Origin of the sequence: Ephemeroptericola cinctiostellae (genome assembly GCF_003339525.1) — a bacterium.
In the GTDB taxonomy this organism is placed as follows: domain Bacteria; phylum Pseudomonadota; class Gammaproteobacteria; order Burkholderiales; family Burkholderiaceae; genus Hydromonas; species Hydromonas cinctiostellae.
Genome location: NZ_CP031124.1, coordinates 864,128 through 882,609, shown reverse-complemented (window position 1 = coordinate 882,609; position 18,482 = coordinate 864,128). Strand labels below are relative to the sequence as shown.

Annotated in this window: 14 protein-coding genes; 7 read left to right on the top strand and 7 right to left on the bottom strand. The window is 48.6% G+C overall.

From position 1 onward, the window contains the following. Positions 1–115 precede the first annotated feature (115 nt). The gene (locus DTO96_RS04155) at positions 116–616 is read right to left on the bottom strand and encodes a YhbY family RNA-binding protein (protein WP_114562348.1); all 501 of its coding nucleotides are present in this window, start codon (positions 614–616) and stop codon (positions 116–118) included. A 145-nt stretch (positions 617–761) separates the two neighbouring features. On the opposite strand from DTO96_RS04155, the gene DTO96_RS04150 reads away from it, so the two are divergent. From DTO96_RS04150 to DTO96_RS04130, 4 genes are all read left to right on the top strand, one after another. Further along, the gene (locus DTO96_RS04150) at positions 762–1,391 is read left to right on the top strand and encodes an RlmE family RNA methyltransferase (protein ID WP_114562347.1); all 630 of its coding nucleotides are present in this window, start codon (positions 762–764) and stop codon (positions 1,389–1,391) included. A gap of 142 nt (positions 1,392–1,533) precedes the next feature. Beyond that, positions 1,534–3,492 (top strand): ATP-dependent zinc metalloprotease FtsH, encoded by a 1,959-nt coding sequence (gene ftsH / locus DTO96_RS04145; protein ID WP_373277809.1) that lies wholly within the window; start codon positions 1,534–1,536, stop codon positions 3,490–3,492. 205 nt (positions 3,493–3,697) lie between these two features. Beyond that, a complete protein-coding gene (locus DTO96_RS04135) occupies positions 3,698–4,861 on the top strand; it encodes an MFS transporter (RefSeq protein WP_114562345.1) in 1,164 nt (387 codons plus the stop codon). A 134-nt stretch (positions 4,862–4,995) separates the two neighbouring features. Beyond that, positions 4,996–5,217 (top strand): DUF3563 family protein, encoded by a 222-nt coding sequence (locus DTO96_RS04130; protein ID WP_114562344.1) that lies wholly within the window; start codon positions 4,996–4,998, stop codon positions 5,215–5,217. A 112-nt stretch (positions 5,218–5,329) separates the two neighbouring features. On the opposite strand, the gene DTO96_RS04125 is transcribed toward DTO96_RS04130, so the two are convergent. From DTO96_RS04125 to dnaE, 4 genes are all read right to left on the bottom strand, one after another. Continuing rightward, positions 5,330–6,499, bottom strand: coding sequence for a patatin-like phospholipase family protein (locus DTO96_RS04125; RefSeq protein ID WP_114562343.1), 1,170 nt, complete (start codon positions 6,497–6,499; stop codon positions 5,330–5,332). 10 nt (positions 6,500–6,509) lie between these two features. Next, a complete protein-coding gene (locus DTO96_RS04120) occupies positions 6,510–7,754 on the bottom strand; it encodes an O-antigen ligase family protein (RefSeq protein WP_114562342.1) in 1,245 nt (414 codons plus the stop codon). A 60-nt stretch (positions 7,755–7,814) separates the two neighbouring features. Beyond that, positions 7,815–9,662, bottom strand: coding sequence for a lipid A export permease/ATP-binding protein MsbA (gene msbA, locus DTO96_RS04115; protein WP_225972556.1), 1,848 nt, complete (start codon positions 9,660–9,662; stop codon positions 7,815–7,817). A 186-nt stretch (positions 9,663–9,848) separates the two neighbouring features. Beyond that, positions 9,849–13,325, bottom strand: a complete 3,477-nt coding sequence (dnaE, locus tag DTO96_RS04110; RefSeq protein WP_114562341.1) for a DNA polymerase III subunit alpha — start codon at positions 13,323–13,325, stop codon at positions 9,849–9,851. 87 nt (positions 13,326–13,412) lie between these two features. On the opposite strand from dnaE, the gene gluQRS reads away from it, so the two are divergent. After that, positions 13,413–14,414: a tRNA glutamyl-Q(34) synthetase GluQRS gene (gene gluQRS / locus DTO96_RS04105; RefSeq protein WP_114562340.1), complete on the top strand. Its 1,002-nt coding sequence runs from the start codon at positions 13,413–13,415 to the stop codon at positions 14,412–14,414. A gap of 396 nt (positions 14,415–14,810) precedes the next feature. On the opposite strand, the gene DTO96_RS04100 is transcribed toward gluQRS, so the two are convergent. Next, positions 14,811–15,272 (bottom strand): AtaL-like protein, encoded by a 462-nt coding sequence (locus DTO96_RS04100; protein WP_114562339.1) that lies wholly within the window; start codon positions 15,270–15,272, stop codon positions 14,811–14,813. Between the two features lie 268 nt (positions 15,273–15,540). Here DTO96_RS04100 and DTO96_RS04095 point away from each other — a divergent pair, with 268 nt between their 5' ends. Beyond that, positions 15,541–15,861 carry a SemiSWEET transporter gene (locus tag DTO96_RS04095; RefSeq protein ID WP_114562338.1) on the top strand — a complete coding sequence of 107 codons (321 nt, stop codon included), beginning with the start codon at positions 15,541–15,543 and terminating at the stop codon, positions 15,859–15,861. Positions 15,862–15,962: 101 nt separating this feature from the next. Here the strand turns inward: DTO96_RS04095 and DTO96_RS04090 are convergent, their stop codons facing one another. Further along, complete coding sequence (locus DTO96_RS04090; protein WP_114562337.1) at positions 15,963–17,243, bottom strand: porin; 1,281 nt, start codon at positions 17,241–17,243, stop codon at positions 15,963–15,965. A gap of 555 nt (positions 17,244–17,798) precedes the next feature. Between DTO96_RS04090 and purN the strand changes: the two genes are divergently transcribed. After that, positions 17,799–18,449: a phosphoribosylglycinamide formyltransferase gene (purN, locus tag DTO96_RS04085; RefSeq protein WP_114562336.1), complete on the top strand. Its 651-nt coding sequence runs from the start codon at positions 17,799–17,801 to the stop codon at positions 18,447–18,449. The last annotated feature ends 33 nt before the right edge of the window (positions 18,450–18,482 follow it).

Here is an 18,482-nt window from a genome sequence, read left to right as displayed (position 1 = left end):
AAAAACATAAATAAAATTGAAACAACGCAACCACCTTTAAAAATCGATGCGTCACCTTTTGTGTGAGCCATTAAAAAACGCGCCCATGGCGCGTTTTTTAATGGCAAATGAGCAATCAACCCATTTTCTTTTTACTGCTGACCGTAATTTTCTTGCCCCGCTTAACAATGCCACCGGACGTCACACGTTCATTGCCTTTGATGGTCATTTGCTTGGCGCGTGGGCGATGTGCTGGATTCGCAGGTGCCTTCATCACAGTGACGCGGCGTGGTGCTTGGCCTTTGAAGCCATCTTGATCTTGTTGCATCGATTGTGCAAAAGTCTTTTTCTTCGGTGCAGCTGATTCTGGGCGATAGATGACCAACAATTTGCCAATCATTTGCACAGGTGACGCGCCCAACTGTTCGCACAGTTGATTCATGTAATCGGCACGCACTTCTTTTTCATCGGCAAACACACGGATCTTAATCAACTGATGTGCTGACAATGCGTGCTCGGCTTCTTTCATCACGCCTTCGGTCAAACCCGCGTCGCCAATCATGACAACAGGTGCCAAATCATGTGCTTGAGCGCGTAAACTTGAGCGTTGAGCGGAAGATAGGGGTAAAATAGGCATGGTTATTTCGTCTTTTTGTACTTAAATTGAGATGAATGATTCTGGTAAATTTACATTAACGCCTAGTTTTTTAGGCAATTGTGGCATTATCCCTTAAAGTCATTGTTTTTGCTGGTGTTTTAGGGAATCGCCACTGACGGTATTCATGAAAAAAAATAAATTCAATCAAGCTTGGATGCATCAGCATATCAACGACCCTTACGTCAAACTGGCGCAACGCGAAGGTTATCGTGCACGGGCCGCGTATAAACTCAAAGAAATCGACGAAGAAGATAAACTCATCCGCCCGGGCATGGTGGTGGTGGATTTGGGTTCAACGCCGGGCAGTTGGTCACAAGTGGTGCGCGAAAAAATCACCAAAAGCGGTGATTTGAATGGGCGCATCATCGCATTGGATTTGCTTGAAATGGATCCGATCGCAGGTGTTGAGTTCATTCAGGGTGACTTCCGCGAAGACGATGTACTGGATCGCTTGGCACAAACGCTCGGTGCTTCACCCGTAGACCTTGTTTTATCCGATATGGCCCCCAACTTAAGTGGTATCGCCTCGGTGGATGCCGCGCGCATCATCCATGTGTGTGAGCTGGCATTGGAATTTGCGCAATCGCACTTACAAAAAAATGGTGCATTGTTGGTGAAATGTTTTCACGGTGCTGGCTTTGATGAAATGATGAAACAGTTTCGTTTAACATTCAAAGAAGTGCGCACACGTAAACCCAAGGCGTCACGCGACAAATCATCCGAAATTTTCATTTTGGGTCGTGGTTTGAAATAAAATGGCCTTTGCTCAGCAAAATGTAAGGGCCAATAAACAGAGCCTTACAGTTTGTTTTACAATAAAACATTAACGTTTACCCCGTTTCTTTTAAGTCAAACACGTTGCACGGCGTGTCTGAATGATATCTAAGGAGTGTCAATTGAAAAATAACAACCTGACCCGCATGATGTTTTGGGTTTTGGGGCTGATGCTGGTTTACAGCATTTACCAAGGCGTTGACACGACCCGTCACACCAAAGTGCCTGAAGTCAGCTACAGTGAATTCATGACTTCAGCGCAAGCGGGCAAAATCAAGCAAGTCGAAATTCGCGGTGCAGACCTGACCGTGTCACCCGTTGAAGGTGCAAACTACACTTTGACTGCGCCACGCGACTCCGATATGGTGAAAAACCTGATGGCTGCAAATGTGAAAGTGATCGCCAAGGCCGAAGAAGGTCAAAGCTTCATGTCACAGCTGTTCCTGTCGATTTTGCCTTTACTGCTCATTGGGGGCGTGCTGTTCTTCATGATGCGTCAAATGCAAGGTGGAAAAAACGGTGTGATGTCGGTCGGTAAGTCACGCGCACGCTTGCAAGACGACTCAGCAAAAAGCGTAACCTTCATGGACGTTGCGGGTTGTGATGAGGCGAAAGAAGAAGTCAAAGAAGTGGTCGACTTCCTTAAGGATCCGCAAAAATTTCAAAAACTGGGTGGCTCAATTCCACACGGGGTTCTGCTTGTCGGCCCTCCAGGTACGGGCAAAACACTGCTCGCCAAAGCGATTGCAGGTGAAGCGCGCGTGCCTTTCTTCAGTGTTTCAGGTTCTGATTTCGTCGAAATGTTCGTCGGCGTGGGCGCATCTCGTGTGCGTGACATGTTTGAGCAAGCAAAAAAACAAGCACCGTGCATCATCTTTGTCGATGAAATCGATGCCGTGGGTCGCCATCGCGGCTCAGGCACGGGCGGTGGTAACGATGAGCGCGAACAAACGTTGAACCAGTTACTGGTTGAAATGGACGGTTTTGAAGGCAACTCAGGGGTGATTGTGATCGCAGCAACCAACCGTGCGGATGTGCTCGATAAGGCTTTGTTGCGCCCTGGTCGTTTTGATCGCCAAGTCTATGTTGGCCTGCCAGACATTCGCGGCCGTGAGCAAATTCTGCAAGTGCACATGCGCAAAGTGCCTGTGGCCAAAGACGTTGATGCTGCTGTTTTGGCCCGTGGTACCCCTGGATTTTCGGGTGCTGATTTGGCGAATTTGGTCAACGAGTCCGCATTGTTCGCCGCACGTCGCAACAAACGCTTGGTGGACATGAAGGATTTTGAAGATGCCAAAGACAAACTCTACATGGGACCTGAACGTCGCTCAACGGTGATGCGTGAAGAAGAACGCCGTGCCACAGCCTACCACGAGTCAGGTCACGCAGTGGTGGCTGGTTTATTGCCAAATGCCGATCCAGTGCATAAAGTCACCATCATGCCACGCGGCTGGGCTTTGGGTGTGACTTGGCAACTGCCCGAACATGACAAATATTCAAAATACGCCAACAACATCTTGGATGAGATCACGATTTTGTTCGGTGGTCGCGCCGCTGAAGAGGTCTTTTTACATGCCCGCAGCACGGGGGCATCGAATGACTTTGAGCGTGCAACCGCATTGGCACGCGACATGGTGGCTAAATTTGGCATGACCGATGCACTCGGCCCCATGGTGTATGTTGAAAATGACAGCTCAGGCAACATGAGCTTTAATCGGGTCGTTTCAGAAGCCACTCAACAACGGGTTGATGCAGAGATTCGCCGCATTTTGGATGAGCAGTATGCATTGGCATTGTCGATGCTGCGCGCCCACTCAAGCAAAGTTGAAGCCATGACTGCGGCTTTGATGGAATGGGAAACCATTGATGCGGATCAGGTCAAAGACATCATGGCTGATTTGACACCTCGTCCACCGAAGCATTTAACCGAAACGCCAGAAGCCGCCGAACCACCGGCCGAAGCACCAACAGCAGTCGTTGCGCCAACACCCGCTTTCGTAGAGCCGGTCAAAGAAGTGTCTACACCGAGTGTTGCGCCCGTACGTGAATCGTCACCGCAAGAAAAACCACCGCTGTTTTAACCCATGCGATTGTCCATTTTCAGTTTAAAATGGACACACATCGGAAAAAGTACCGCTCTTGATGGGCGGTACTTTTTTATGGGTGACGCATGTTTCTGCCGTCATGTGCACTTTTTTGAACTTAGCCAGTAGACTTATTTTACAACCCCCATCACCATGTGATTCATACAATCCAAAACCCAAACGACCCATTGGAACATCACCCATGAAAAAAAGTCTATTAGCCCTTATGCTGGGCGGCTTCGGCATTGGCACCACTGAGTTCGTCATGATGGGCATTTTGCCTGACATTGCCCACAGTTTGGGCATCTCCATCCCGCAAGCGGGTCATTTGATTTCTGCATACGCCTTGGGCGTGGTTGTGGGTGCACCATTGTTGGTGATGACAGCCCATCGTTTTACACCAAAAACCATTCTAATGGCTTTGATGTTGATGTTTACGGTGTTCAATGGTTTGTGTATTATCGCCCCCGATTACAACAGTTTGTTTTTGTTTCGTTTTTTGTCAGGCTTGCCGCACGGGGCATTCTTTGGCGTTGGGGCTGTGGTTGCGCAACGTTTAGCCGATAAAGGCAAAGAAGCACAAGCCATGAGCATGATGTACCTTGGCTTGACTTTGGCCAACCTGTTGGGTGTCCCTTTGGGTACATTCTTAGGACATAACGTGTCATGGCGCTATGCGTTTATCTTGGTCGCAGCCACAGGCGCATTGACGTGGTTAAGTTTGCGTTTATGGATGCCGTTTTTACCCAAAGACAATCCGCACAACCTGCGCACGCAGCTTGGTTTTTTCTGTCGAAAAGAAGCATGGCTCATCATGTGGGCCACCGCCATTGGCACGGGTGGTTTTTTCTGCTGGTACAGCTACATTGCCCCCTTGTTGACCGAAGAGTCGGGATTTTCACCTTCGAACGTGCCTTACATCATGGCTTTGGCGGGTGCAGGCATGTGCATCGGCAACCTCATCGGCGGCAAGCTGGCGGATCATTACCCCCATGCCAAGTTGTGCGCCCTATTCCTTGCGGGCATGATGGTTTCGCTGCTGTCCGCTTATCTTTTGGCTGAATACCGCGCTGCCATGCTGATTTCCACATTGATCACGGGCGCTTTGGTGATGATGCTGTCAGCACCGATTCAAATGCTCATGATTCAAACAGCAAAAGGCGCCGAAACATTGGCTTCCGCAGCTTTACAAGCGTGCTTCAACATTGGTAATGCACTCGGCGCATTTCTGGGCGGTTTGCCTTTGGTGATGGGCTACAGCTATGCATCACCTCAACTGGTGGGCATGGTTATGGCAGCATTGGGTCTCATGTCCATCGCCATATTATTGCGCCAGAACCAACCACCAACATCCAGCTCAAGATAAATGCCGCAATGCAACAAAACAACAAATCTCTTATAAATCAACCCAAAAATAACGCAACAACAGCAGCAAAGGTGGCTTTAAAGTATAATCATATTGCAACGCAGCAATAATGATCAAAAATAAAGGAATTCACCATGAATGCACTTACTTTGAATCACGCAACATTGACTGTCAAACACATATTGACAGCGTTGAGACAAAACTGGAACCTGTTTTGGATGAGCAACGATGAAATCATCGACCGCCAACAACAGGATTATTTAAATGCTGCGGTTGACCTGTATGATCTGGAACACCGCATGCGAAACGTGAATAAACTGTTTTCACACAACCCACAATGGATGGCTGGTCAATGATTGTTTCACCCAGCCACCATGACATTTAATTTCAACCACTGAGTTGATCACATTGCGCGCCGCAACCCCATCCTATGTTGATGGGGTTTTTCATTGGTCAAGCACCTGTGCCTCATGCGCTTGGGACACGATGCACATCGTGGGTCGCAAATCCGATGTTTTCGTCAGGTAACACAAAAAACTCGGGTCGGGCAAATGTTTTCTTGATGTCTGCCAAGCCACTGCGCCAGTGCTCATGCATGGTCGCATGGCTGAACTCAAAGTCTTTATAGCTGCCTTCAAACGATTTATCTTGGTAAATCAAATGGATGATGTTGACACGCCCATCATTCGCCAGCATTTTTTTTGCTTCTTCGCAAAACACATCGTGCTCACTTGCGGGCACTTTTTTCAACAGCTCATCAATCAAACGGCGATTGTATTGGCGGGTACGCAAAACATCGGTGACCATGCGTGTGCGACTCGAGAACTGGATGTCTTTGGTGCGTTCGCTGATGTCCAAAAAACTTTGTGGCAACGCCCCATGTGAGCGCCACAAATCCACTTGAAACACCAGCGTGTCTTTATGCCCCAAATCATCGGTGATGCGTGACAATGGCGTATTGGACACCAAGCCACCATCCCAATAATATTCACCTTCAATTTCAACAGCTGGAAACCCTGGCGGCAAAGCACCACTGGCCATAAAATGTTCGGGTGTCAAGGTCATCTCGCGGTTGTCAAAATAAACAAAATTCCCTGTCCCCACATTCACCGCCCCCACTGAAACACGCATGTCACCCGTATTGATCAAATCAAAATCTGCATATTTCAACAACGTATCACGCAATGCCGATGTGGTGTAATAGCTGATTTCATCGGGTTTATAAGCCATATTGGTCAACATGGGTAAAGGAAAACGTGAACTGAAAAATCCTTTTTGACCTTCAAACATCGTACGTGAGGCTTCAAATGCACTCAATGCACCACGCGTCATGTCATTGATCGAATTGACCCATGCGCTCATCGGTGCCATCAGTGAAGCCGTATAATTCGGCGTGCAAATGGTATCCCAAAAGGCTTTCAATGCTTCGATGCGCCGCTCAGGTGGATTGCCCGCGATGATGGCCGTATTGAGCGCACCAATCGAAATGCCCGCCACCCAATCGGGCTCCACCCCTGCGTTCATCAAACCTTCAATGGCACCCGCCTGATAAGAACCCAGCGCACCCCCACCTTGCAGCACCAATGCCACCTGTTCGTACTGTTGAAACATCGTGTGCTTATGTTTTACTGCTGTCATGAAGATGCCTTTACAAAGTTTTACGGGTTTCCGCCCACAATACAGCACTAGAAAGAATAAAAAATGAATTCAGCAACCCTTGTGACAATGCAATGCTAAACAACCCAGTCAGCATGTACACAGAAAAAATCAGGGCAAAAAACACAGCCACATGAGGGCTTTGAGCATACACGCGCCACACCTGCTCACGCCACAAAAAAAGCAGTGCCCAAACAGCCAACAGACTGCCTAAAACACCGACCTCAACCAATGTTTGAAAATATTGATTGTGGAAATGGTTAAAATGAGACAACGACGCAGGATCATGCGAAAAGCGCTCAAGCTGCTGTGGTTTGGTGCCCGCACCGTAACCCAGAACAGGTTGAGCCTGAATCGCCGATGAGGCGATGTGATAGTATTCCAAGCGATTGCCAATGGAGGATTGAATCGCCTCACCATGAGGGTTTGGATCGTTTACAAAAGTTGTTGCTTCAACATAAGCTTGCTCATATTTGGGTGCCATCCACACCACCACCAAGGCCAACACCACACCACTCAGCCCCGCAATCGACACAAACGCACGGAGATTTAAATTTTTCTTCATGTGCATCAATACAACCAAGCTGGCTAAAGCCACCATGATGACCAACTGAATTCGACGAGAAGAACACAGCAATGCAATCAATGCGGCAAAAAAAGCCATACCCAATGCACGTTTTGTTTGAACATCGACCTTGAAGTTCAACCACGCATACAACAACCACAAACCATACACGCACACAATGTGGGCAAACACACCGGCATTCTGACTGCCTGCTTCAAAAGGCTCAACTGTGGTCATCAAATCGCCACGCACGATTCGCAGCAACACCCACATACAGCCCCACACAGCAGCAGCCAGCGCGCCGCAAGCCACCCCGCGAGTCAATGACTGTAAGGGCTGGGAGGCGCGCATGAACACCCAGAGCAAAAAAGGCCAACCTAAAAAATGTACATTGTTCAGTACATTTTTGATTGCCCTGGTCGGATTGTCTGCCCACATAACCGACAGCAATTTGAGGATAAACACCGAAGACAATGCTAAAAAAATCAATTGATCACGGCGAGTCCAAGACAATTCTTTTTTAAATGCACGGGGGCTTTTAAAAAACACATACATGCCAAACAGACCCAAAACAGCCAAAGCCGCTTCGCCCCCTGCTGGAATCAGTGGGATGCTCAAAAACACAAAGGCAATGATGCGATCGTAACGGTTCATATGCGCCCATGTTTGCATGTTTCTCCCTTTTTTATTGTATTTATTTGTAACTCAACAGCACAACGGTCATTGCACAGGTCACATACTCGGCTGTGTGCTCAACTGTGCATACGCCCCTTGTTGTGCCAGCAGCTCAGAGTGCGTGCCCACCTCAACGATGCGCCCATGCGCCATCACAACGATGCGATCGGCTTTTTCAACGGTCGATAAACGGTGGGCAATCATGATGCTGGTGCGGTTTTGCATGAGGCGATCCAAAGCCTGCTGCACCAAACGCTCAGACTCATTGTCGAGTGCGCTGGTGGCTTCATCCAAAATCAAAATCGGCGCATCTTTCAAAATCGCACGGGCAATTGATACCCGCTGGCGTTGGCCACCCGACAACTTATTTCCGTTGTTGCCAATGTTCATGTGCCAACCTTCTGGTTGCTGCTCAACAAACTCCCACAAATTCGCAGCACGTAAAGCATTTTTAATCTGCTCATCGCTCGCAGCGGGCGCACCATAAGCGATGTTGTTGTACAAAGTGTCATTGAATAAAATCACGTCCTGCGACACCAAAGCGATGTGCTGACGCAAGTTATTCAACTCCAACGATTCCAATGGCACGCCATCCAAACTGATGCGCCCAGCCGATGCATCGATGAAGCGCGGCAGCATGTTAATCAACGAGGTTTTACCGCTGCCCGAACGCCCCACCAGAGCCAGTTTTTCACCTGCTTTGATGTGCAAAGTAAAATCATCCAAAGCTTTTTGTTTTTGGTCTGCGTACAATAAATCAATGTGGTCAAATTTCAAATCGCCGCGCGCGCGCTGAATGGTTTGCGTGCCTGAGTTGTTTTCAGATGGTTCATCGATCAAACCAAATACGCTGTCCGCAGAGACCAACATTTTCTGCATGGGCACACTGACATTGGACAAACTTTTGAGCGGGCTCATCATTTGCAACATGGCAATGATGAATGCAATGAAGCCACCCACCGTGGTTGTGCCTTGTTGGCTTTGCCACAAGGCGACAAAAATCACCACAGCCAACGCCAGCGAGGCAATCAATTCACTGATCGGCGATTTGGCCGATGAAGCACGTGCCAAACGTTTGGCATAATATAAAATCTTTGAATTCACGCCATCGAACTGTGTTTTCGCATGGGTTTGCCCACCAAACAACTTCACCACTTTATGGCCATCATAGGTTTCTTGCAACACATGCGCCAAATCTTGGTTCAAATCACGGGCATGGACATTCAACACACGTAGTTTTTTACGGTAATACTGGGTCAACAACGCCAACATTGGGAATGTCAACAACACCACCAACGCCAACTGCCAATTCAAATACAATAAAATCCCCACCAAAGCGATCACAGTCAAACTGTCGCGCGTCAACACGATGAACACATCACTCGCCAAACTCATGGCATTGTTGGCATCCAACAGAAACTTGCTGATGACGTGCGCACCGGGATGCTGTTGCTGATAACGCGAAGGCAGCAACAGCATGTTGCCAAACATTTTTGAGCGCAACTCGGACAACACCTGCGCGGCCACCCATGACAATTGATAACCACTGATGAAGCGGCACGCGCCGCGCACGACAAACATCAACACCAACAATGCAGGCACAAGCCACACTTTATTGGGCGACAGCCAAACCGACTGCGACAAATGGGTGAACGCACCCGCCGCACTTGAACTGATTTTTGTAGTGCTGCTGCTAAAACCCACGTCAATCAAAGGCTGCATGAACATCGCCAACAACGCCTCACTGCCTGCAACGCCGACGGTCGCCAGCATGGCATACACCAAACGCATCTTATGTTGCGTGGCGTAACTCAACAAGCGTGCAAAATTCTTATTGTCTTCTGCACTAAAAAACTTCAACAACGATTTAAACATGATATTCACTTTGTAAAGTACAGCGGTCATGTGATGTGTTCCAAATGACATTCACGCACATTCAAATCAACATTTGACTAAAAACAGGGAAATTCTAAAAGCAATGCGCTTTCAAACCTTTAAATTTATTTATTTTTTTGTATTTTTTTGACAAGGCTTTCTGACAAAAAAACCATTTTAAAACATATAAAAAGAGGTTTTCTTTCACCCACCCGCTCAAACCATTTCAACTAAACTCACCGCAGGCAATCGACGCAAACTTGCGAGCAAATCATCGCTTGGCACGACCCGCCAATCCATGCCCAGCTTAATGTCTGCGCATGCGCCTTTGATTTGGGCGTGAACGGTCACACCCAACCCCTCTTCATCAACCTGCTGGCGCAATAAGGCTTTAAACCCTGTCACATCCAGCACGTGGTCACGCATGTCAAGGTGAATGATCAATTGACTGGCTTGCGATGCGCGTGCCCGTGCCAAATCCATCACACGATCAGCAACAATGCGCACACCCCCGCTGTAATCGTCTTTCGAGACCTTCACTTGCATCATCACGAGGTGATCCTCTTTGAGCAATGATGAATAACGCTCGAACACCTCATTGAACACCGACACTTCAAGCCGATCGGTTTTGTCATCCAAGGTGACAAACATCATTTTGCCGCGCTTGGTGAACATGGTGCGCACTGCGACGATGATGCCTGCAATCAGCACCGTTTCGCGCTGCGGCGACACATCTTTTAAACGCAGTTTAACCACTTGATTGACTTCAGCGGCGCACTCATCAAACAAATGGCCACTGACATAGAAACCGAGCGCATTTTTCTCATTGGATAATTTTTCACGCAAAGTCCATGCGGGCACTTGTGCCAATTGTTCTTGCCATTGCTCATCAAAGGTTTGCGTGTCATCAAACAAGCTGTTTTGGTGTTTGTTTTGCTCGGTGTGCAACGCCGCTTCAATCGCGTGCTCCAAGCTGGCCAAGACGCTGGCGCGGTTGTCGTGCAGGCTGTCAAAAGCCCCTGCTTTAATCAAAGCCTCCAGCGTACGGCGATTGATAAACTGTTTTTCCACCCGCAAACAAAAATCAAAGAAACTGGCAAAAGCACCATTGGCTTGACGCTCCGCCACGATGGCTTCAATCGCCGCCTGTCCTGCGCCTTTGATCGCGCCCAAACCATAGCGGATGTGACGTGCATCGGTCGGCATGAACGCATAAAAAGATTGATTGATGTCAGGCGGTAGGATGATGAGGCGGTTCAAGCCGACGCTGTCTTCGTAAAAGACCTGCATTTTATCGGTGTCATCCATATCCGATGACATGGTGGCGGCCATGAATTCCGCTGGATAATACGCTTTGAACCACGCGGTCTGATAAGCGATCAAGGCATACGCCGCAGAGTGGGATTTATTAAAACCATAATCCGCAAATTTTTCCATCAGGTTGAACAGCTCGGTCGCCACTTCAACCTTAACCCCATGCACTTCGGCACCTTTGGCAAACACATCGCGTTGACGCGCCATTTCTGCCGCATCTTTTTTACCCATCGCGCGTCGCAGCAAATCCGCACCACCCAGCGAGTAGCCGCCCAACAACTGCGCAACCAACATCACCTGCTCTTGGTACACCATCACACCGAAGGTCGATTGCAATGTGCCTTTCAAATCAGGGTGAAAATACCACTCATCTTTACCGCGACCAATTTTTTTCTGTTCGTTTTTGCGCTGGATGAAGTCATCCACCATGCCCGAACCCAGCGGCCCGGGTCGATTCAATGCCATCAGGGCAATGATGTCCTCAAAGCTGTCTGGCTTGAGCTTTTTCTCCAAATCTTTCGCACCGCGCGACTCCGATTGAAACACCGCCGTGGTGTTGCCATCCGTGAAAATTTGAAACACTTTGGGGTCGTCCAGCGGCAAATCTTCCAGTACAAAATGTGCCATATCCGGGTGCAGCATTTTGAGGTATTTCACCGCCAATTTTAAAATGGTCAAGTTGCGCAAGCCCAAAAAGTCAAACTTAACCAGACCAACCGCTTCCACGTCATTTTTATCGTACTGACTGACCACCGAATTGGTGCCTGCCGCGCAATAAATGGGACAAAAATCAGTGAGTTTACCGGGTGCAATCAACACGCCACCCGCATGCATACCAATGTTGCGCGTTAAACCTTCGAGTGGTTGCGACAGCGCGATGATCTCTTGCGCCTCTTCTTCAGTTTCAAAACGTTCTTTAAAAGCAGGTTCGTCCTTGAGTGTGCGTTCCAAGGTCCACGGATCGGTTGGGTCGTGTGGGATCAATTTCGACAAGCTGTCGCAATAGTTGTACGGCATGTCCAGCACACGCCCCACGTCACGCACCACCGCCTTCGCACCGAGCGTACCAAATGTGGCGATCTGCGACACAGCGTCGTGACCGTATTTATCCTTCACGTATTGAATTACCGAATCGCGGCCATCTTGACAAAAATCAATGTCAAAGTCGGGCATGGACACCCGCTCTGGATTCAAAAACCGTTCAAACAGCAAGTCATAAGCCAGTGGATCCAAATCGGTGATTTTTAATGCATACGCCACCAACGAACCCGCACCCGAACCCCGTCCCGGCCCCACGGGCACATCATTTTCTTTCGCCCACGTGATGAAATCCGCCACAATCAAGAAATAACCAGGGAAGCCCATTTGAATGATGGTGTTGAGCTCAATGTCCAAACGCTCAACATATTTTTGCCGCACTTCAGCGCGTTTATCCTCATCGGGATACAACTTGATGAGCCGTTCATTCAGGCCTTCATGCGATAAAATACGGGTGTAATCGTCAATCGTTTCGCCATTCGGCGTTGGGAAATCGGGCAGCTGCGGCTTACCCAAATCCAACAAGAGGTTGCATTGCTTGGCAATCGCAATGCTGTTCGCCACCGCGCTCGGTAAATCGGCAAACCGCTCCACCATCTCCGCCTGCGTCATTAAATATTGACACGGTGAAAACGCTGCTTGGCGGCGTGGATTAGACAGAATTTCACCTTGTGAGATGCACACGCGCGCCTCATGCGCACGGTGGTCTTCGGGCTTAAGGAACTGCACCGCATGGGTCGCCACCAAAGGCGTGTGCGTGACCGTCGCCAACTCAGCCGCAAGCAGGGTATGTTGGGTGGAGTCATTGGTGTCGAGGCGCTGCACTTCAATGTAATACTGGTGATTAAAAGCAGTGCGCCATTGGCTGACGCGCTCAATCGCTTGTGGCACATTGCCTTTAAGCAAAGCTTGCCCCACATCGCCCCCATGCGCCCCCGACAATGCAATCAAACCCACATTGAGCTCTGGATGCTGGGTCAACCAATCGGGATGGATTTGCCCATGCGTCAAACGATCGGATTGCAAGTAGGCTTGGCTGAGTAAATCGCACAAGCGCAAATAACCCGCACGATTCTTGACCAGCAACAACATGCGGTACGGCTGCGCCAAGTCATCCACATTGGTCAACCAAATATCCGCCCCCATGATGGGCTTGACACCCGCGCCTTGTGCCGCTTTATAAAATTTAATCAGACCAAAGGTGTTGCCCAAATCGGTCAGCGCAAGCGCACCTTGCTGATCGGCAGCAGCAAGCTTAACCGCATCTTTGATGCGCGTGATGCCATCTTGGACTGAAAACTCGGAGTGCAAACGGAGGTGGACAAAAGACGGCTGGGGCATGTGTGCTTTTCTTTCGAAAAAGTCAAAGTTCGCTTTTTTCGATTGGTTTAAAATAATGCGTCATTGTACTAAAACCCAGCCCACCCCATGCACAAATCAATCAACCATCCACATTTACCCCAGCCACTGCGCCCCGACAGTTGGCTGGCATGCGCATGGCTGGCTGCTAAACGTTTCAAGTCGACACCAAACCGCCCGCCTTACAAGGGCCGATTCGCCCCCTCACCTTCTGGCTTGTTGCACCAAGGCTCTTTGATCGCGGCACTGGCCTCCTACATCCACGCACACTGGCATGGCGGCGAGTGGTTGGTGCGCATGGAGGATGTGGATCAATCACGCTGCACCGCTGCGTACGGCGAAGCACAACTGACAGTGTTGCGCGAACTTGGATTTGAATTTGATGCCAACGTGATGTGGCAAAGCCAACGGCATGATGCCTATCAAGCGGCCTTTGACATGTTGAGCAACCATCGACACACCTACCCCTGCACCTGCACACGGCGTGACATCGCCGATTCACGCACCCGCATGGATGCACGCAACGCCCAAACGCCAGCCTACGCTGGCACATGCCGAAAAGGCATCAACACCCACGCACCGATTCGCTCATGGCGATTTCGCGTGCACGATGAACCACTCATTTGGCAAGATGAAAATGGCATTATGCACGTCGACAACCTTGAACACAGTGTCGGGGATTTCGCGCTCAAACGCGCCAGCCTCCCTCAAGGCGCCCCTCAGCACACCCCAGAGGATGGTGATTGGACCTACCAACTCGCAGTGGTCGTCGATGACGCGGCTCAAGGCGTGACCCACATCGTACGCGGCGAAGACTTGCTCGACTCCACTGCTCGACAAATTGCCTTGCAACGGGCACTCAACATACCGCCCCCCCATTACAACCACATCCCTTTGCTGCTCAACCCCGATGGCGACAAACTCAGCAAGCGCGATCAAGCCCCCGCACTGAATGCCCTGCATGGGCTGGAAGCCCTTCAACATGCATGGTGTTTTTTAGGCGGTCAACCGATCGAAGCAGATTATATTTGTGACTTCTGGCAATCGGTGTTTAACTGGGCGCCAAAATAAAAAACAATGCTGACCGATGCATCATGTAATGAAGCTTGCACACAATCAGACGCTGATGTTTAGATTCGCCTTGGCTTTCCTTAATTTGACGGGCTCCGCTCAAAACACTAAACAACCACATGCTTCGATAAGTCACCGAGCAGGGGATTTACTTTGTAAATTGACTTTGCATTCAGCAACAACGGAATGGCTTGGAATGGGCTTTTGCATAAATTATTAAACAGACAACAGGCTTTTTAAACACTTTGACAAAAGGGCAAAGGACGAACAACGGTGCGCCCCCCTCTTTAGATTTTGCTTAACTCCTGTTGGGCGGCCTGATGGAATATTCAACTTAAAACAGGGGAAAAGAAGGTGCTTACTTTTCCATGATGGCCTTAACTTTCTTAACACATGTCAATGACGAACCATCAATGCATGCTCACGAATGATGCGAATCGTATCCTCATCCGCCGCCATATACGCTGACTTGATCATCTCCAACAAACCACGTTCCTCGTCATTGCTCGCCTCAGGGAATTCGGTCGCATATGAAAACGTCAGCTTCAACGCATCCCCCACCTCGCCCTCCACCTCAATTAACAATCGACCCGAAGGCGCGTTATCGGTTGGATCAGTAACAAACTCAATGCGGTGGTGCTTCACCAGCGTCACCGTGTCATGCACCACATGTTCGCCAAAATGCAACGCGCGCCGACACCCCTCGTTCGTTTGCGTCAAAATATCCGCTCGATCCAAACCCACTGTAAACAGGGTGGGCTCAATAACGCGCAACATCAAACCCGACCACAACTGCTCAAGGGTCAGCTCAGGGTGATTCACGCGGTTGACGGGCAGGGTGTGTGTCAGTTCTAACATATCAACTCTTTTTTAAATTTATTTTCGTATTCATTGGTTTTCAATCTCATCATCAATCATTATCAAGCATCATCAGTCAACAACAGCTCAATATGAAATTAAACGCATTTTATCACTGGATCGAAAAAACGGGGCGTACAGACAGAATACTAAAACTTGTTGTAAATTCACACAAATTACAGCATTTATGCTGCAGTGCAATATAAATATTATTCATTGTGCTATCATATGGACAGACCTCATTGAACACACCCATGAAAGAAACCCCATGAACCTCACCAGCACCCTCAGCCAATTGTCGCCATCGACATGGATAGGTTATGTCGCTGCCGTCATGACCACACTGGCGTTTGTACCGCAAGCCTACATGACGTGGAAAACGCGCTCCGTTGAGTCGATTTCACTGGGGATGTACACCATTTTTACCGTGGGTGTGGCCATGTGGTTGGTTTATGGCATGCTGACACGGGACTGGCCCATCATTGGAGCCAACTTGATCACCTTGATGCTCGCAGGTTTCATCTTGGGCTTAAAGCTATATTACAGCATCAATTTTCGCAAGTACCTTGATTACACAGGGCTTTTGTGATCGCTATTGCACCCCGCTCTTATTTTTGCACTTTCACAATAAAAAATCGCGCTGAATTCACAGCGCGATTTTTTTATGACTGAAGTCAAGGCATTAGGACATTAAAACTTATGAGAAATGCCAAGATCATATGACCAACCTTTTTCTGTATCCAATACAGAGTTAACTGTGGCAATTGCTACACCACATCCTCTGTAGTAAGGTGATGTTGCAGGAACAGGCGTTGTTCCCACTGTTGCAGAACAAGAATTGGTGATGTTTGCCACTTTACGGACATTGGCATAAATGACTGTGCGTTTGCTCAAACGATGCTCGTAACCCACGCTGTATTGCGACCCTGCAATATCACCCTCGCCAACCAAACCTGTCGCAAACTGGTAAACATTATGACGTTTGTAACGACCATACGATGCATACACATGATCACTTGGCGTCACATCATAGCCCAAGCTGACAAACAAGGTTTTACTCTTACCAGTGCGTAAGCGTGCACCTGCAGCAACAGACAAGTCCGTGTTATCAATTTTTGACTGCGCATAAGCGGCACTCAATGTGGCGGAACCGTAGCTCAAACCAGTACCCACCAACCATGCATTTTTACTTTCAGCAGGCGCATTTTTGCTGTTTGAAGAAGCGGCATAGCTGCTGCCGTTGTCAACCTGATAAGCGGCACCAACTTTGTAGCCCCACATCCCTGACTTGGCTTCATAGCGAGCATAAGCACCATATGCAGGTTTCGTGCCTGACACACCCTCATTATCAACGGACGATGTTGCAGGTGCAAGCGGTGTAACACCATCTGCTGCATACAAAGTCGCCAATCGAGTCGGAACGAGGGACTGCGAGCCTTTGGTGGTCACGGCCAAGCCTGCAGCAAAACCACCTTTTTTGACATCATAGAACATGGCATTGTTCCAACGCGCACCCACTTCAGGCTGCGTGGTGCGCAAGCCCGTACCCGCCAAACCCGCAGTGAATTCACCGATACCACGGCCTTCACCAAAATTACCACCAATCCACATGTTCACAAAAGGTGTGGTTGAACGACCAAAACGAAAGGCACCATACGGCGTCACCAAGCCCACATACGAATGGCGGTTAAAACCAAACTGTTTTTTATCTGCACCGTATACACCCGAGCCTGTATCGGGCTCCAGCTCAGCCTCTAACTTAAAAATGGCGGCATAGCCACTGCCCAAATCCTCTTTGCCTGTAAAGCCAATGTGACTGGCATAACGGTACTCTTGCCCTTTGAGTGTCACACCAGCACTGCCTTTTTTCGTTACGGCGACGTTGATGTTGCCATATAAAGTGACACTTGACTCTGCGTGTACGGCACCAAATGCGCTCATAAGCCCAAGGGCGATAAGGGTTTTTTTCATGACATGTCTCCTGATTTCAGGTTGTTAAAATTAAATTAAATGGTTGATTTCGAATTCACACTGAAAGCCAGACAACAACCAACAATTACATGCTTGTAATTATACGCATGCAACTAAGTGAACGACCGTTCCATTTAACCATGAGCCTGTTGGAAAATAAAGCTATTTGTGTGCAGATTGTGTGGCTTTTATGCAAAACCACCACACTTTCGATGCTGCAACGCAATAACTATATATCTTTTTTGACCTCTTTCCAACACTTTCGCATGCAGGCAAGCCGTGCGGTTTTGGGCTAAAGCATGCACTTTCTTGTTACAATGTCACTTTAAGATTAAATGCACCAAATTAAGGACATCGAGAAAAAGTAAAACATACTTTTCCCGCCCCTTAAGTCTGGGTTTTCATCAGGGACAATATATTGATAAAAACCAAGCAAATCAAATGGTTGAGAATATGATTTTTTAAGTCCCTCAAGTATTTCATCAATTTGTTTGAATAAGACGAACTTATTCCACACATCCTCAAGCGTATTTTAGGGTCATTTAAGTGAAAAGCATGAAAAACATTGTCATTTTGATTTCAGGCGGCGGCAGCAACATGCGCGCTTTGGTTCAACATGTGCAAAAAAACAACTGGGAGGCGCAAGGCATTGCCCGCGTAGCGGCGGTCATCAGCAACAAGGCCGATGCAGGCGGCTTGGCATTTGCGCGCGAACAAGGCATTGAAACCCGAGTCATCAATCACCGCGATTTTGAAAGTCGCGCTGCATTTGATGCACAATTGCAACAGATCATTGATGCATTTGATCCTGATGTGGTTTTTTTAGCAGGCTTTATGCGCATTTTGACCGCAGAGTTGACGACACATTATGCGCGCCGCATGTTCAACATCCACCCTTCGATTTTACCGAACTTTAAAGGTTTACATACCCATGCGGCGGCCCTCGAAGCAGGTGTCAAAATCCATGGTGCAACGGTGCATGGGGTCACCGCAGAGCTTGACCATGGTCCGATTGTGCTGCAATCGGCAGTGCCCGTACTTGCCAATGACACAGAAGACACATTGGGCACGCGCGTATTGACAACAGAGCACGTGATTTACCCACAAGTGCTGGATTGGTGGATCAAAGGACAACTGGAATGGGACGATGCAGGCATCACAGTGCATGATGTTGCCACTCAAGCCCACATGAGCAACTTCGCTTAACAACTTTAGAATGAATTAGAATTAAAAAACGGA

Excerpts from the sequence above, each read along its gene's own strand:
- DTO96_RS04155 (WP_114562348.1), bottom strand. The coding sequence starts at position 616 with ATGCCTATTTTACCCCTATCTTCCGCTCAACGCTCAAGTTTACGCGCT.
- DTO96_RS04150 (WP_114562347.1), top strand. The coding sequence starts at position 762 with ATGAAAAAAAATAAATTCAATCAAGCTTGGATGCATCAGCATATCAAC.
- DTO96_RS04135 (WP_114562345.1), top strand. The coding sequence starts at position 3,698 with ATGAAAAAAAGTCTATTAGCCCTTATGCTGGGCGGCTTCGGCATTGGC.
- DTO96_RS04130 (WP_114562344.1), top strand. The coding sequence starts at position 4,996 with ATGAATGCACTTACTTTGAATCACGCAACATTGACTGTCAAACACATA.
- DTO96_RS04125 (WP_114562343.1), bottom strand. The coding sequence starts at position 6,499 with ATGACAGCAGTAAAACATAAGCACACGATGTTTCAACAGTACGAACAG.
- DTO96_RS04120 (WP_114562342.1), bottom strand. The coding sequence starts at position 7,754 with ATGCAAACATGGGCGCATATGAACCGTTACGATCGCATCATTGCCTTT.
- msbA (WP_225972556.1), bottom strand. The coding sequence starts at position 9,662 with ATGACCGCTGTACTTTACAAAGTGAATATCATGTTTAAATCGTTGTTG.
- dnaE (WP_114562341.1), bottom strand. The coding sequence starts at position 13,325 with ATGCCCCAGCCGTCTTTTGTCCACCTCCGTTTGCACTCCGAGTTTTCA.
- gluQRS (WP_114562340.1), top strand. The coding sequence starts at position 13,413 with ATGCACAAATCAATCAACCATCCACATTTACCCCAGCCACTGCGCCCC.
- DTO96_RS04100 (WP_114562339.1), bottom strand. The coding sequence starts at position 15,272 with ATGTTAGAACTGACACACACCCTGCCCGTCAACCGCGTGAATCACCCT.
- DTO96_RS04095 (WP_114562338.1), top strand. The coding sequence starts at position 15,541 with ATGAACCTCACCAGCACCCTCAGCCAATTGTCGCCATCGACATGGATA.
- DTO96_RS04090 (WP_114562337.1), bottom strand. The coding sequence starts at position 17,243 with ATGAAAAAAACCCTTATCGCCCTTGGGCTTATGAGCGCATTTGGTGCC.
- purN (WP_114562336.1), top strand. The coding sequence starts at position 17,799 with ATGAAAAACATTGTCATTTTGATTTCAGGCGGCGGCAGCAACATGCGC.